Genomic DNA, 15,103 nt, shown 5'->3' on the forward strand with positions numbered 1-15,103 from the left:
CGGGCCCGCGTATTACGCAGGTCCGGCGCCTTGGTTGGTTTGAGATGTGGCGCTTAGTCGGCCAGCGCGTTGATCGCGTCCAGCATACCATCCGGCCAGCTCGCAGCGAACTCGGATTCCAAGTATTTCTGCTGGGCATACTCGCGGAACGCATCCTGGTCCGGCTCATAGACCTTCAGCCCTTCATCCTTGAAGAACTGCACAAGCTCGGCCTCGCGGTCGAGGTGGCGCTGCGTGCTCTCGGCGATCGCCTCGTCCACCGCGGTCTGCAAGGTCTCCTGCTGCTCCGCCGAAAGCTCGTTCCACAGCTCGGCGCTGATCGCCAGAACGTCGAAGCCGATCAGGTGGCTGGTCAGAACGATCTGGCTCGTCACCTCGTAGAACTTCATGTTGTAGTCGTTGGGCAGCGGGTTGTCCTGCCCGTCGATCGCCCCGGTCTGCAGGGCCGTATACACCTCCGCATAAGCCAGCGGCGTCGGGTTCGCACCGATCGCCTCGCCCAGGAATTGCCAGGCGTCGCCGCCCGGCATCCGCATGGTGATCCCGTTCAGGTCTTCCGGCGTCTTCACCTCGATATCCGGCGCCAGGTTCACCTGCCGCGCGCCGAAATAGACCGGCGCCAGCACGTGAATGCCCGCTTCCTCGGCCATGTCGGTCAGTTGCTTGCCGACATCGCTGTCGAAGGTCGCGTCCAGATGCGCGGCATCGCTGAACAGGTAGGCCGAGGTCACGATCGACCATTCCGGGATCTGCTCGGCAATGGTCTGGGGCGCGATCAGCCCCATTTCGAGGTTACCGCGCTGGATGGCGGTCATCTCGGTGCCCTGCGCCACAAGCGTCGCGCCGTTGAACACCTGCATGTCGAACGTGTCCGACACCGACTCGGCGATCTTCGCGAATGCCTCGGCGCGGATGTCGTTATCCGACACGACCGAGGACAGACGTAGCGTGGGTTTCTCCTGCGCAAGGGCTGTGCCCGGCACGGCCAGTGCGGCCGTGGCGGAAAACGCGACCGCAAGTGCGGTGCGGCGGCTGAAGTTGGTCATTGGTTTCCTCCCTTCGTTGAAATCACCGGGGACCGGTGGGCTCGTAGTGCGTTTTATAGGACATTTTCAAAAATGTCCTACGTTTTCTGAATTGCTGGCATGCCTTTCGGCGGCTGCAACCGCTTCAGTGCGGCAATGCGGAACGGCGCGTTCGGCGCGCCGTATCCGGCGTATCCGCCGCGGCGCTCGACGATCTCGAAGAACATCTGCCCGGCGAATGGTTTCGAATAGAGCTGGAAGAACTCCCCCTGCTCATCCGCGTCGTAAAGGATGCTCGCGGCGCGCATCTTCTCCAGCATCTCCGGCGCAAGGTCGAACCGCGCCGCAAGGTCGTCGAAATAGTTGGGCGACAGCGGCAGCGCCTCGAACCCCTTGGCCTTCAGCGCCTCGGCGGTGGCAAAGATATCCTCCGTCGCCAGCGCCACGTGCTGGATCGTCGCCCCCAGCCCCTCGGCCAGGAACGAGCCAGCCAGCGTCTTGTGCGTCTCCGCCCCATTGAGCGTGATCCGCACCTCGCCGCCCGGCGCGGCAATCGCCCGGCTCCGGATCAGCCCGTCGGGGTCGACCACGTCGACCATCGGCGCCTTCTCCATGTCGAACAGCGTGGTCCAGAACAGCGACCATGACAGCATTTCGTCATAGCTCATCGTCTGCGCGATATGATCGACCCGTGTCAGCCCGGCCTCTGCCGCAGCCTCGCCCTCGGGCAGGAACTCAACGTCCCACACATCCGACAACGCGCCTTCGTCGATGAAATGCATCACGCTGCCGCCCAGCCCGCGAATGGCCGGGATGGGCATTTCCCCGGGCCCCAGCGGTTGCGAAAACGGCTTCGCCCCCAGCGCCTCGGCCCGGGTCACCGTATCGGCGGCCGAACTGACCGACAGCCCGATGTCACAGATCGTCGTGCCCCGCACGTTCCACGCATTGGCCGCATGGCCCGTCGTCTCGGCATTCAGGACGATCCGGATATCGCCCTGCTGCCACAGGGTCACCGCCTTCGACACATGCCGCCCGGTGCGGCGGAAACCGAGGCTCGACAACAGCCCCTCAAGCTTCTCCAGACCCTCGCCCTGCGCGGCGAACTCGATGAAGGCCGTATCCCGCACAGGCACCGGCGCGGGCAGGGCGGGCAGGTCCTGCACGCCCGCCTCCGGCTCTTGCCGCCGCACCTCGTCCATCAGCGAGATCAGCGACCGATATCCATCCCGCGCGATCGTCTCGGGGCTGCCGCCCCGGAACTGGTCGTTGAAAATCTCCAGGCTCACCGGCCCGGCATAGCCCGTCGCCATCACCGCCCGCATGAAATCCGTCACGGCAAGGTCGCCCTCTCCGGGCATGTTCCGGAAGTGCCGCGACCAGTAGAGCAGGTCCATGTCGATCAGCGGCGCATCGGCCAGTTGCACGAAAAAGATCTTGTCACCGGGGATCCGCCGGATGGTCTCGGGGTCGATCCCCCGGCCCAGCGTGTGAAAACTGTCGAGGATCAGGCCGACATTCGGATGATCCGCCCGCCGCACGATCTCCCACGCGTCGCGATGATCGTTCACATGCCGGCCCCAGGCCAGCGCCTCGTACCCCACGCGCAGGCCGCGCTTCGCCGCCAGCTCGCCGAGCGCAGCGAAATCCGCCGCCGCCCGGTCGATCCCGCCCAACGCCTCCGGATGTACCGACGAGCAGATCAGCATCAGCTCGCAGCCCAGCTCCTGCATCACGTCGAACTTCCGCTCCGCACGCTCGAACGCCTTGGCGCGCAGCGCCTTGGGCAACCCTTCGAAATCCCGGAACGGCTGGAACAGCATCACCTCCAGACCGCTCTCGCGAATACGGCGGCCCACCGCGGCGGGGCTGCGAATATCGGCGATGAAATCCTGCTCGAAAATCTCGATGCCCGTGAAACCGGCCGCGGCAATGGCCTCGATCTTCTCCTCGAGGTTGCCGGAAATGGAAACTGTTGCGATCCCCGTCTTCATGCGCGCTCCCCTTCGGGCGGCGCCAGCCGCTGAAACGTTTGCCGCATCCGGTCGGCATCCGCCGTGCGCCCGGTGAACAGCTCGAACGCCCGCACCGCCTGGAACACCGCCATGCCGGCCCCGCTCAGCACCCGGCACCCCCTGTCCCGCGCAACCTTCAGCAGCTCGGTCTCCAGGGGGAAATACACGATATCGGCCACCCAGTGCCGCGGCTCCAGCAGGGCAGGGGGAATCGGCGTGCCAGGCAGCTTTGCCATCCCCACCGGGGTTGCATTGACGATTCCGTCGGCAATCCGCACCGCTTCCGTCACGTCCTCAACCACCTCGGCCGGCCCGCCGACAGCCTCGGCCAGCGCCTCGGCCGCCCCGGGCCGCGTGTCCGCAATCATCAGCCGGCTCACCCCCAGGTCGGCAAGCGCAAACGCCAACGCCGCCCCGGCGCCACCGGCGCCCAGCAACAGCACCCGGTCCATCGGCGCATCCTTCAGCCCGCGCCGCACGCTTTCGGAGAACCCCCAGAAATCGGTGTTGTGCCCGAACCGCCCGCCGTCGCGGAACACGACCGTGTTCACCGCCCCGATCCGCCCGGCGGCGTCCGACACTTGGTCGAGATGCTCCATCACCGCCTGCTTGTAGGGGTAAGTCACGTTCAGCCCGGCAAACCCTTCCGCCTCGGCCCGCGACAATATCGCGGCAAGGTCATCCTCGGTCCCCGCATCGGTATCGAGCAGCTCATACGTGCAAGGCAGCCCGTGCGCCTCGGCCTCGGCCTCGTGCATCGCCGGCGTCCGCGACAGCTGGATACCACGGCCGACCAGGCCCAGCCGTACCATCGGCTGGTCTGTCTCCGCATGTCCGTCCTGTGACTGGTCAAGGTGCATCGGCGCGTGGACCTCCCCTTCCACGACTCTCCCGGGCAAAATGTTCCGAACGGTACATTTCGTCAAGCGAAAATGTACTGACTTGTCCATTTCCACTGTGCTAAGCCCATCGCGGGGAGGGACGGCATGGCAACGAAGACAGACGCAGAGCGCCGAAGCTGGCGGCAGAATCCCGAAGCGGTCCAGCGCGATATCCTCTCCGTGGCCCTCTCGGAATTCGCGGCCAAGGGCCTTTCCGGCGCCCGGGTCGAGACCATCGCGTCGCAGACCCAGACCTCGAAGCGGATGATCTACTACTATTTCGGCGACAAGCTCGGCCTTTACACCAAGGCCCTGGAAGCCGCCTACATGAAGGTGCGCGACGGCGAGGCGGCGCTCGATCTCGCCGACCTGCCCCCCGACGCGGCACTGGCCCGCCTCGTGGCCTTCACTTTCGATCACCACCGCGAGAATCCCGATTTCATCCGCATGGTGATGATCGAGAACATCCACAACGGCGAGAATCTCGCCGCCTCCAGGGTCATCCGCGACATGAACGTCGCGGCCATCGACAAGCTCGAGGACATCTGCCGCCGCGGGCAGGAGGCCGGCCTCTTCCGCGCCGATCTCGACCCCGTCGCGCTGCACTGGCAGATCAGCGCGGCGAGCTTCTTCAATGTCTCGAACCGCCCGACCTTCTCGGCCATCTTCGGGCCCGACCTCTTCGACGACACGTCCCAGGCGCGCCTGCGCGCGCAGGTCGTCGACAGCATTCTCGCCCTGGCGGCCCGGCCGTCGGCCCTCGACGGCATCCGCTCACGACTGGCCGGCGAGGAGGAGAGCCCGCGCAAAGCCTGACCGCTGATCTGGGTACCATCAAGGGCAGGGGGCCGGTGCATGCCGTCGGCAAAGGCCTTCGGTTTTCGGCTCTGAACGTCCCGCCGAAACCGCCGCCATAACGCGTCTCCGTGTTGCATTTTCCAGAACGCGCCTGTCCGGAATCGGCACTTCTTACAACTCAGACCCGGTGCTACCGTCTCCGGCAAGCGGTGCATCAGCGCCGGGGAGGAAACATGAACAGTGCGACGATCGGGCCGAATTGCCTTTCGGCCAGCGACTTCTCTTTTGCCATCGAAAACCTGCAACGCCCCGAATGCGTGCTGTGCGGCAGCTCCGGCGCCGTCTATGCCAGCGACCTGCGCAGCGGTGTTCTCAAGACCGCACCCGACGGCACGCAAACCCTCATCGGCGGCAATCCCGACGCCCCCGAGCGGTTCAAGCCCAACGGCTATGTCCTGAACCGCGACGGCTCGGTCATCTTCGCCAATCTCGGTGTCGATGGCGGCCTCTGGAAGATCGGCACCGACGGCGCGATCACCCCTTACCTGATGGAGGTCGACGGCGTCGCCATCCCCACGGTCAATTTCGTCTGGATGGACGACCTCGAACGCATCTGGTTCTGCGTCTCCTCCATGCGCCCGCGCGACATCCCCTTCTCCACGACCGAAGCAGACGGTTTCATCGGCCTGATCGACGCCAAGGGCGCCCGGATCGTCGCCGACGGCTTCATCTGGACGAACGAATGCCGCATCGACCCGCAGGGCAGCCGCTTCTACGTCAACGAGACTTTCGGCAAACGCACCACCGCCTTCGATCTCGACGCGAACGGCGATCTCAGCAACCGCCAAACCGTCGCTGAATACGGCGCCGGCACCTTCCCTGACGGACTGGCCTTTGACGAAGAGGGCGGCCTCTGGGTCGTCAGCGTGGTCACCAACCGCATTTTCCGCATCTCCCCCGAAGGCGACGTGGTCCTCCTGTTCGAAGATTTCGAACCCGACCACGTCGCCGAGGTGGAGCGCCGCCTCGCCGCGGGCGAGCTGCACTCCAGCTTCGTCTACGAGCCCCATTCCTCTGTCCTGCTCAATACCTCAAGCCTCGCCTTCGGGGGGCAGGACAGGAAAACCGTCTACCTGGGCTGCATCGCCGGCGACAGGATCGCCAGCTTCCGCAGCCCCGTGGCCGGCCACCCTCCCGTGCATTGGACATGGGCCTGATGCGACCCCCGTTCGCGGCTGGTTTGCGGGGCCTCTGCATGATTGCCGTGGCCAGCCTCGTCCTGCTCATCAATGCCGGCGTCCTGATGGCACTCTTCGGCGTGGGCTCGCTCATTCGCTTCGACGGCGAGGTCTTCCTGCTCGGCAAGGCCCTGTCACTCGCCACGATCACCGACCTGCAATGGCAGGTCTTCGCCCTTGTCCTGCTGGTCGCCCTCGGCCCGCTGGTGCTTCTCAACTGGCATGTCCGTGTCGACTTCCTGGCCGAAACCTTCTCTTCCAGGCCCCGCCGGATCACCGAAATCCTCGGCCACATCCTCTTCGGCCTGCCGTTCGCCGTCCTCTTCCTGCCCCCCGCCTGGAGCTTCTTCAAACGCTCGTGGCGCATCGACGAGGGCGGCGTCAGCGGCGGTGTGCAGGATATCTACGTCATCAAGTTCGTCCTCTTCGCGGGCTTCGCGCTCCTCGCGTTCTGCCTCGCCTTGCGCCTCCTGGCCGATGTCGTGGCGCTGCTGAAAGGCCAGTGAATGTCGGGCGACGCGCTTCCCCTGCTGATGGTCGGCCTGCTGGTGCTCGGCATCCTGTCCAGCTACCCGGTGGCGCTGGTCCTCGGTGGCACGGCGGTTCTCACGCTCCTGGTCTCCGACCTGCCCTCGGCCTTCACCAACCTGATGGTGGCCCGCGTCTACGGCTCGGTCCTCACCAATTGGCTCTTTCTCAGCATCCCGATGTTCATCTGCATGGGCCTCCTGCTCGAGGTCTCGGGCCTCGCCGAACGGGCGCTTGTCGATATCCAGCACGCGCTCGGCAACCGGCGCGGCGGGCTCGGCATCGCGGTCATCCTGATCGGCGCGCTGATGGCGGCCGCCACCGGCGTCGTCGGCGCCTCGGTTGTGATGCTGACCTTGCTCGCGCTCCCCGAGATGCAGAAACAGGGCTATAGCGGCCGCATGGCCAGCGGCGTCATCGCCGCCTCCGGAACCCTCGCCATCCTCATGCCGCCCTCGATCATGCTGATCATCCTGTCCGATCAGCTTGGCGTCGGCGTCGGCGACCTCTTCGCCGGCAGTATCGTGCCCGCCCTGATCCTCATAGGCCTCTACCTTGCCTACGTCCTCATCCGCGCCCACCTGCGCCCCGACGAGGCCCCCATGGCCCCCCGCAGCGGCGACGTCCGCCTCGGCCGCATCCTTCTGGGCATCGGCCCACTTCTCCTGCTGATCTTCTGCGTGCTCGGCTCGATCATCTTCGGCATCGCCTCCCCGACCGAGGCCAGCGGCGTCGGCGCCCTCGGCGCGGCGCTCCTCGTCGCCGCCAACGGCCGCCTGACCCTCGCCCGCTTCTCGCGCGTGGCCGTCCTGACCGTGCGCAACACCACCGCCGTCCTCTTCCTCGCCATCGGCGCCACATGCTTCAGCGCGGTCTTCCGCGGCGTCGGCGGCGAAGACATGATCGTCGCCTGGCTCGAGAACATGGATGTCGGCGCATGGGGCACCCTGATCATCCTGATGGTCGCCATGATCGTGATGGGCTTCTTCCTCGACTGGCTGGAAATCGTCCTGATCCTGCTGCCGATCTTCGGCCCGATCATCGCCGCGCTCGACTTCGGCAACGGGCTCTCGGGCAACGCCCTCATGGTCTGGTTCGCCATCATCGTCGCGGTGAACCTGCAAACTTCGTTCCTGACACCGCCCTTCGGCTTCTCGCTCTTCTACATGCGCAACGCCGCGCAGGGCGCGCTGACGAACCGGGAAACCTATGCCGGGGTCATGCCCTTTATCGGGCTGCAACTGCTGACCCTGCTGATCGTACTTCTCTGGCCCTCGATACTGATCTGAACCCAACCAACCCGGGCCAGCCAAAACGGGAGGAAGAACCAAATGAAACTCAAGTCTACCCTGGCAGCCTCGCTGACAGCCCTGACCGTCGCTGGCGGTGCCGCGCAGGCCGAGGAATTCGCCCTGCAAAGCGCCTTCCCCGATCTCGGCGTGCTCGGCACCTCCGTGAACCGCTTCGCCGACCGCACCCGCGACGTCAGCGGCGGCGAGCTCGATTTCCGCGTCTACGAGGCCGGCAAACTCGCCCCGCCGCTCGAAGTGCTCGACAGCGTCGGCCTCGGCGCCATCGACGCCGGGTGGAGCTATGCCGGCTACTGGGCCGGCAAGGCCCCGGCCGCGCCGCTCTTCGGCTCCATCCCCTTCGGCCCCGACCCGATGAAATTCGCGGCCTGGCTCTACGCCGGCGGCGGTCTGGAAATCTGGCGCGAGCTCTACGAGCCCTTCAACGTCGTCCCCACGCCCTGCGGCCTGCTCGTCTCCGAAGCCGGCGGCTGGTTCAACGAGCCGATCGAGACCGTTGAGGATTTCCAGGGCCTCAACTTCCGCATCGGGGGCCTCGGCGGCAAGGTGATGGAAAAGCTCGGCGCCGTCCCCTCCAGCCTGCCCGCGGGCGAGGTCTATGTCGCCCTCGAAACCGGCAAGCTCGACGGCACCGAGCTGGGCTACCCGGCGCTCGACGTCACCACCGGCTACCAGGACATCGTCGAGAACTACTACTTCCCCGGCTGGCACCAGCCCGGCGGCGGCATGGAACTTCTCATCAACAAGGACGTCTGGGACGGCATGACCGACGGCCAGCGCGCCACCATCGAAACCGTCTGCCAGTCGAACACCGCGTGGTCGCTATCGGTCGGCGCCATCCAGCAGGAAGAGGCGCTGCAGAAGATCAAGGATGCCGGCGTGAACATCCGCCGTTTCCCCGACGAGGTGCTCGCCGCGCTCCGCACGGCCACCGAGGAAGTGATCGCCGAGGAAAGCGAGAACGACGAAATGTTCCGCCGCGCCATCGAGTCGTACCAGAGCTTCAGCGCGACCTATGACAGCTATGTCGACCTGAACCGCATCGACGCGCCCGCCTCGGAATAACGCCTGTTCCGCCCCGGCGCACACGCGCCGGGGCGTCCTCCGGATAACTCCGGCAAATATCGGGATCCTGCCAGCTCTTGCGACATGGCTGTGTACGGATCATGACCTGACATCACGCGTCCAACACTCCGCCCATGTTTCCCTCCAGCCTTACAGCCAATCCGCGCGGCGGGCCATTTCCCTTCCCCGATTTCTCTCGATCCGGTTACAGTCGCCGCGACGGCCCTTGCGGCCGATGGCGGATTGGCAGCGAGCGGAAATTCATGCCCAACAGTTCGGATCAAGACAGAACAGGCATCTCCCCGCGTGTCCGGTCGTGGCTCTTCGTCCCCGGCGGCGACGACCCCTCCCTCGACGACGCCCCCCAAAGCGGCGCCGACGTCCTGATCCAGGAACTCGAAGACTCCACCCCGCCCGACCTCCGCCCCCACGCCCGACACCGCGCGGAACAGCTCTACGACACGTGGCGGGCCGCCGGCATGATGGCCACCGTCCGCATCAATCCGCTTGCGGCCGACGGCCTTGCCGACCTCACCGAGGTCATGAAGGGCCGGCCCGACGCCGTCCACCTGCCCAAGGTCCGCGACCCTGCCGACATCATCGATCTCGACGCCGAGATCACCAGGCTGGAAGCGGCCTACGGCATCGCCCCCGGCGCCACGAAGATCGTCCCCAATCTCGAAACCGCCCGCGGCATCATGCAGACCTTCGCGATCGCAACCTGCAGCCCCCGGGTCATCGCCCTCCTTTGCTCAACCGAAGACCTCGCGCTCGACCTCGGCGCCCCCCGCACGCAAGAGGGCCACGAACTCGCCTATTGCCGCCAGCGCATGCATGTCGAAACCACCGCCGCCGGCAAACTGTCGATCGATTGCCCCTACACCTTCTCCGACACCGAAGGGTGTCGCATCGACACGCTCTACGGCAGATCGCTCGGCTACAGCGCCAAGGCGGCGGTGTCCCCGCAGCACGCGCGGGTCGTCACCGACGTGATGACGCCGAGCGACCAGGAGATTGCAAAGGCCCGCGCAGTGATCGGCGCCTTTGAAGCCGCGCGGCAGCAGGGCTTGGACCGGGCCGAACTTGACGGGCACCTGGTCGAAGTTCCCAGCTATACCTCCGCGCTGCAGCTGATCGCGCGCGCCCGGTCGCTCGCCGTCATCTGAGCCAGCGCCCGAGGGCAGCGGATGCCCTGTTGACAAGGCCTGCGGATGAGGAATACGATAATGCTAAGTATACTCATCATATCCATTCAGATCGGTCGCCCCAAGAATCCCGCGGCCGGAGGAGGCAAGAATGGCATTCACCGAAAACGTCGTCGAAGGCGAAATCACCCATGACGGGATGACGATCCGCACCTATGATTCCGCGCCCCACAAGCGCGGCGAAGACACGATCGTGCTCCTGCACGGCACCAGCGGCTCGGCCGAAAGCACCTACTGGGCGCTGTTCCCGATGCTCGCCGACGGCCGCCGCGTCGTGGCGTTCGACTTCGTCGACGCCGAGGGCGCGACCACCGAACACTACGCCGCCCAGGCCCGCGCGGTCATCGCCGCGCTCTGCGACGGTCCGGTCCATCTCACCGGCTGTTCCTTTGGCGCGGTCATCGCCGCCCATGTCGCCGGCACGACCCCCGATATCCTGAAATCGCTCACCCTCATCGCCGGCTGGATCAAGACCGACATCCACCAGCAGCTGCGCTACGACGTCTGGTTCAAGCTGCACGAGGAAAAAAGCGCCGCCATGCCCGGCTTCATGGTCATGACCGCCTTCAGCCACGCCTTTATCACCATGCGCCTGCCGGCCGAGGTCGACGCGCTGGTCGCCAAGATCGGCGATGGCTCCGACCGTTACAGCAAGATGGTCTTCAACCGCACGGTCGACATCACCGAGGCCGTCTCGAATATCACCACCCCGACCCTCGTGATCGGCTGCACGCAGGATCAGATGGTTCCGATCTACCATTCCAAGCTGCTCTTCGGCGCGATCGAGAACGCCCGCTTCGCCGAGGTGCCCGCCGGCCACGCCGTGGCGCATGAACGGCCCTCGCACCTCCTTATGCTGATCCGCGATTTCATCGACGAACCCGAGCGCGATGCGCCGGGCACCGTCCACGCGCCGATCCATGCCTGATCCAAGAATCGGAGACACCATGAACATCCAGAACACCACCCCCAAGCCCCAGGTCGATGCCGAAACCCTCATCATCGGCACCGGCTTCTCCGGTCTCGGCCTCGCGGTGATCCTCGAACGCGAAGGCACCCGCGATTACCTCATGCTCGAACGCGGGCAGGACGTGGGCGGCACCTGGCGCGACAACCACTATCCGGGGGCCGGCTGCGATGTCTTCTCGCATCTCTACTCCTACTCCTTCCGCCCCAACCCGCACTGGAGCCGCACCTACTCGAAGCAGCCCGAAATCCTGAAATACCTGCAGGACACGGCGAAAGACGAAGGCGTCTATCCCAAGGTCCGTTTCGGCACCACCGTCACCCGCGCCGAATGGATCGAGGAAGACGGCCTCTGGCAGGTCGAGACCAACAACGGCACCTACCGCGCCCGCGCACTCGTGTCGGCCACCGGCCACCTCTCCGATCTCGCGATGCCCGATATCGAGGGTCTCGAAAGCTTCGGCGGCAAGATGATGCACTCCTCGCAATGGGATCACGACTACGACTACACCGGCAAGCGCGTCGGCATCATCGGCACCGGCGCCTCCTCGATCCAGATCGCCCCGGAAATCGCCCCCGACGTCTCGCACCTCACCGTCTTCCAGCGCACCGCGCCCTACATCGTCCCCCGCCGTGACGAGGCCTATTCCGAAGCCCAGAAGGGCATGTTCGAGCGCTTCCCCGAGATGCTGCAGGACTTCCGGAAAGAGCTCTTCTGGGGCAACGAAAGCCGCTTCCCCCAGCGCCTCCAGATCCCGGCCTTCCTCGCCCAGATCCAGGAAATGTCCCGCGGCCATCTCGAGGCACAGGTCGCCGACCCAGAGCTGCGCGAGAAACTGACGCCGCCCTATTCCGTTGGCTGCAAGCGCATCCTGATCTCGAACGAATACTACCCCGCCATCCAGCGCGAGAACGTGACGCTGGAAACCACCGGTATCGCGCGGATCGACGAAACCGGCGTCGTGCTCACCGATGGCAGCCATGTCGAGCTCGACATGCTGATCCTCGCCACCGGCTTCGAGGCGACCGAACTGCCCATCGCCGAGGTCATCTACGGCAAGACCGGCCGCCTGTCGGATCAGTGGGAAAACGGCGGCCAGGCCTTCGCCTGCACCTCCGTTCACGGCTATCCGAACTTCTTCATGATGCTCGGGCCCAACACCGGTCTTGGCGCCGGCTCGATGATCTACATGGTCGAAACCCAGATCGAATACATCCGCGGCGCGCTCGAATACCTCTTCGAAAGCGGCAAGATCATCGAACCCGACCGCGAGGCACAGGAGGCCTACGTGAAATCCATCCATGACCGCGCCGAGCGCACGGTCTGGATCACGGGCGGCTGCCAAAGCTGGTACCTCCACCCCCGCAGCGGCAAGCTCACCGCCATCTGGCCTGACTACATGTCGCAATTCCGCAAGGAAAACGGCACCTTCGCCACCAAGGGTTACATGGTTCGCGACGTCACGGTCCCGGCCTGAACGGCACTTAACAACGCGCACATATTACCGGGGGGCCGCCGATCATGTTCAGCTTTCAGAAGGGCACCGTTGTCGTCACCGGCGGCGGCTCCGGCATCGGGCAGTCCACCGCCATCGCCCTGGCTTCCAGCGGTGTTCCCGTCTGTGTCGCCGATATCGACGAGGCGGGCATCGAGACCACCGTGGCCGCCATCACCGGGGTAGGGGGGCAGGCGCTCGGCCTCGCGCTCGACGTCACCGACGAAACCTCTGTCGACACGGCCTTCGACATGGCCGAGAAATGGGCCGGCCAGGTCACCGGCCTCGTCAACAGCGCCGGTATCCTGCAAGTCGCGCCGATGGCCGAGCTGTCCGCCGACACCTTTTCGAAAGTGCTCGACGTCAACGTCCGGGGCAGCTTCCTGTGCGGCCGCCGCGCCGCCGTGGCGATGAGCGCCAACCGCTACGGCCGCATCGTCAGCCTTTCTTCCGTCTCGGGCTATCGCGCGGGCATCGGCCGGGGCGCCTACGGCACCTCCAAGGCGGCCATCATCGGCCTCACCCGCCAGCTCGCCCTCGAGTTCGGCCGCGCCGGCATCACCGCCAACGCCGTGGCCCCGGGCCCGACCGTCACCGCCATGACCGAAGAGCTCTACACCGAAGCCACGCGCGCCTCCGTCCTGCCGATGATCCCGGCGGGCACACTGGCCGGCGTCGAAGACATCACGCCCGCCATCCTGTTCCTGCTCTCCGAAGAGGCGCGCTACATCAACGGCATCACCCTGCCGGTCGACGGCGGCTACCTCGCTTCCGGCATGCTCCAGACCGGCGACCTCGCCGGGTGAGGCCCAGCCATCCGCACTCCGGCGACCCCGGGTCCGCGCGGTTGACAGCCACCGCCGGGGATGGTCTCGTTTCATGACACTTCACAAGACGCGTGGCCGCCGCAGCATGACCATCCGCAAACTGCCCGACCAGCCCGGCTTCATGATCCGCCGCCTGCAACAGGTCGCCATCTCGCTGTTTCACGAAACCCTCGAAACGGCCGAGATCACGCCGGTGCAATACACCATCCTGCAGATTCTCGCCCAGAACCGGCAGCTCGACCAGACGGCCATCGCCGCGCTCGCCTATCTCGACGCCTCCACCACCGGCGACGTGCTGCGCCGGCTGGAAAAGCGCGGGCTCGTCTGCCGCACCGTCAAGGAAACCGATCGCCGCTCCAAGGCCGTCGACATCACCGAAGACGGCAACAGCCTGCTCTCGCGCATCCGCGACCGCATCGTCGAAAGCCAGAACTACCTGCTCAAACCGCTCGACGAGGGCGAGAAATCCAACTTCCTCGACTACATTTCACGAATTCTCGCCTTCCACGAACCCCAGGGCGAGGCCGATTACCCCACCAGCCCTTGGCAGCGCGGCGCCTGACCGGCGATCAGGCCACCGCCTTCTGCACCCGCAGCGATTCCCGCCACCGCGCCAGCGCGTACTGCACCGCCAGCCCGCCGAAGATCAGCACCACATCCTGCAAAAGGCCCGCCGGGTGCAGCGTCTTCACAAGCTGCCCGCCGATCGAAAGCACCGTGCCCGTCGCGAACACCCAAAGCCCGTACTTGCCCAAAAGCCGGATCGGCGCGGCCACCCATGACCCCGTCACCCAGGGTATGAAGCGCGGCCAAGACAGCAGATAGGCCAGCGCCACGAAATGCAGCAACCGCGGCGCCGCCACGAAGCTCTTGTCGAACGACACGAACAGGAACATCGCCCCTTCTTCCCGCAGCGCCGCCAGCACCGAGCGCGAGAACGCCTTGACCGCGTCCACCTGCACCCAAAGCACGCAATAGGCCAGCCACACCACCACGATCGCCAGCAGCACGCGCGAGGCCGGTACGAACCGCCGCCCCTCCCGCAGGCCCAGCCCGGTCAGGATTCCCAGCGTGAACAGCAACTGCCACGAGAACGGGTTGAAGAACCACCCGCCCGGCAGGGGGTAGTTCGGCAGGTTGATCCGGAAATTCGCGGCCAGCACCCATATCCCGATCGACACGGCCAAAAGCGCCAGCGGCTTTCTCCGGCCCAGCCAGATCAGGCCCGGCGCCACCAGCATCAGCGCCATGTACATCGGCAGGATGTTCATATAGCCGAACTGGTGCCCCAGCGTGACGATCCCGATCGAGACGGTCCGCGGGTCCTCCCACAGCATCTCGAACGTGTTGTTCGACAGAACCTCCGGATCGCCGGTGTAAAGCACGGCGGCGCCCACCATCACGATCGCCAGCAGCGTCGTCAGGATATGCACCTGGTACAGCGTCCAGGCCCGCGCGGTCGTGCGCCGCGCCGTCTCCAGCACGGTCCCCGAACTGAAGGCCAGCGCCGCGGCACAGCCCGACATGAAGACAAAGCCCTCCGCCGCATCCGACAGCCCGAAATTGCGCGAGGTGACATGTTCGAAAATCGTGCCCGGCACGTGGTTGATGTAGATCATCACCAGGCACAGGCCCCGGAAGAAATCGAGCCGCGGGTCGCGCGGCCGCTTGGGCTTGGGCGGCGGCGCGGTGCCGGCCTCGTCCGTGCCCCCTGCCGCCGGAACGGCCCTCTCTACCAATGTGCCCATC

Annotated in this window: 14 protein-coding genes; 10 read left to right on the top strand and 4 right to left on the bottom strand. The window is 65.7% G+C overall.

The window, feature by feature from the left end:
• Positions 1-53: 53 nt before the first annotated feature.
• The 3 genes from dctP to RIdsm_RS04200 form a co-directional block, all read right to left on the bottom strand.
• The gene (gene dctP, locus RIdsm_RS04190) at positions 54-1,046 is read right to left on the bottom strand and encodes a TRAP transporter substrate-binding protein DctP (protein WP_057820589.1); all 993 of its coding nucleotides are present in this window, start codon (positions 1,044-1,046) and stop codon (positions 54-56) included.
• Positions 1,047-1,123: 77 nt separating this feature from the next.
• Positions 1,124-3,019: a bifunctional sugar phosphate isomerase/epimerase/4-hydroxyphenylpyruvate dioxygenase family protein gene (locus RIdsm_RS04195; protein ID WP_057820587.1), complete on the bottom strand. Its 1,896-nt coding sequence runs from the start codon at positions 3,017-3,019 to the stop codon at positions 1,124-1,126.
• Positions 3,016-3,900, bottom strand: a complete 885-nt coding sequence (locus tag RIdsm_RS04200) for a shikimate dehydrogenase (protein WP_057820584.1) — start codon at positions 3,898-3,900, stop codon at positions 3,016-3,018. The genes RIdsm_RS04195 and RIdsm_RS04200 overlap by 4 nt, the downstream gene beginning before the upstream one ends.
• A 126-nt stretch (positions 3,901-4,026) precedes the next feature.
• Between RIdsm_RS04200 and RIdsm_RS04205 the strand changes: the two genes are divergently transcribed.
• The 10 genes from RIdsm_RS04205 (at position 4,027) to RIdsm_RS04250 (ending at position 13,916) form a co-directional block, all read left to right on the top strand.
• Positions 4,027-4,737 (top strand): TetR/AcrR family transcriptional regulator, encoded by a 711-nt coding sequence (locus RIdsm_RS04205; protein WP_057820582.1) that lies wholly within the window; start codon positions 4,027-4,029, stop codon positions 4,735-4,737.
• Positions 4,738-4,952: 215 nt separating this feature from the next.
• Complete coding sequence (locus tag RIdsm_RS04210) at positions 4,953-5,936, top strand: SMP-30/gluconolactonase/LRE family protein (protein WP_057820580.1); 984 nt, start codon at positions 4,953-4,955, stop codon at positions 5,934-5,936.
• On the top strand, positions 5,936-6,463 hold the full coding sequence (locus tag RIdsm_RS04215) for a TRAP transporter small permease subunit (protein WP_160325896.1): 528 nt from the start codon (positions 5,936-5,938) through the stop codon (positions 6,461-6,463). Before RIdsm_RS04210 ends, RIdsm_RS04215 begins: the two co-directional genes overlap by 1 nt.
• Positions 6,464-7,774: a TRAP transporter large permease gene (locus RIdsm_RS04220; protein WP_057820575.1), complete on the top strand. Its 1,311-nt coding sequence runs from the start codon at positions 6,464-6,466 to the stop codon at positions 7,772-7,774. It abuts the gene before it with no gap.
• 42 nt (positions 7,775-7,816) lie between these two features.
• Positions 7,817-8,860, top strand: coding sequence for a TRAP transporter substrate-binding protein (locus RIdsm_RS04225; RefSeq protein WP_057820573.1), 1,044 nt, complete (start codon positions 7,817-7,819; stop codon positions 8,858-8,860).
• Between the two features lie 263 nt (positions 8,861-9,123).
• A complete protein-coding gene (locus RIdsm_RS04230) occupies positions 9,124-10,026 on the top strand; it encodes an HpcH/HpaI aldolase/citrate lyase family protein (protein WP_057820571.1) in 903 nt (300 codons plus the stop codon).
• Positions 10,027-10,156: 130 nt separating this feature from the next.
• On the top strand, positions 10,157-10,993 hold the full coding sequence (locus tag RIdsm_RS04235) for an alpha/beta fold hydrolase (RefSeq protein ID WP_057820569.1): 837 nt from the start codon (positions 10,157-10,159) through the stop codon (positions 10,991-10,993).
• Positions 10,994-11,012: 19 nt separating this feature from the next.
• Positions 11,013-12,509 (top strand): flavin-containing monooxygenase, encoded by a 1,497-nt coding sequence (locus RIdsm_RS04240; protein ID WP_057820567.1) that lies wholly within the window; start codon positions 11,013-11,015, stop codon positions 12,507-12,509.
• Positions 12,510-12,553: 44 nt separating this feature from the next.
• Entirely contained in the window at positions 12,554-13,333 is a 780-nt protein-coding gene (locus tag RIdsm_RS04245) for an SDR family NAD(P)-dependent oxidoreductase (RefSeq protein ID WP_057820565.1), read from the top strand.
• Between the two features lie 73 nt (positions 13,334-13,406).
• Positions 13,407-13,916, top strand: coding sequence for a MarR family winged helix-turn-helix transcriptional regulator (locus RIdsm_RS04250; RefSeq protein WP_057820563.1), 510 nt, complete (start codon positions 13,407-13,409; stop codon positions 13,914-13,916).
• A 7-nt stretch (positions 13,917-13,923) separates the two neighbouring features.
• Here the strand turns inward: RIdsm_RS04250 and RIdsm_RS04255 are convergent, their stop codons facing one another.
• On the bottom strand, positions 13,924-15,102 hold the full coding sequence (locus RIdsm_RS04255; protein WP_082647525.1) for an OpgC family protein: 1,179 nt from the start codon (positions 15,100-15,102) through the stop codon (positions 13,924-13,926).
• Position 15,103 lies beyond the last annotated feature (1 nt).

The sequence above is a fragment of the Roseovarius indicus genome, assembly GCF_008728195.1.
GTDB classification, from domain to species: Bacteria; Pseudomonadota; Alphaproteobacteria; order Rhodobacterales; family Rhodobacteraceae; genus Roseovarius; species Roseovarius indicus.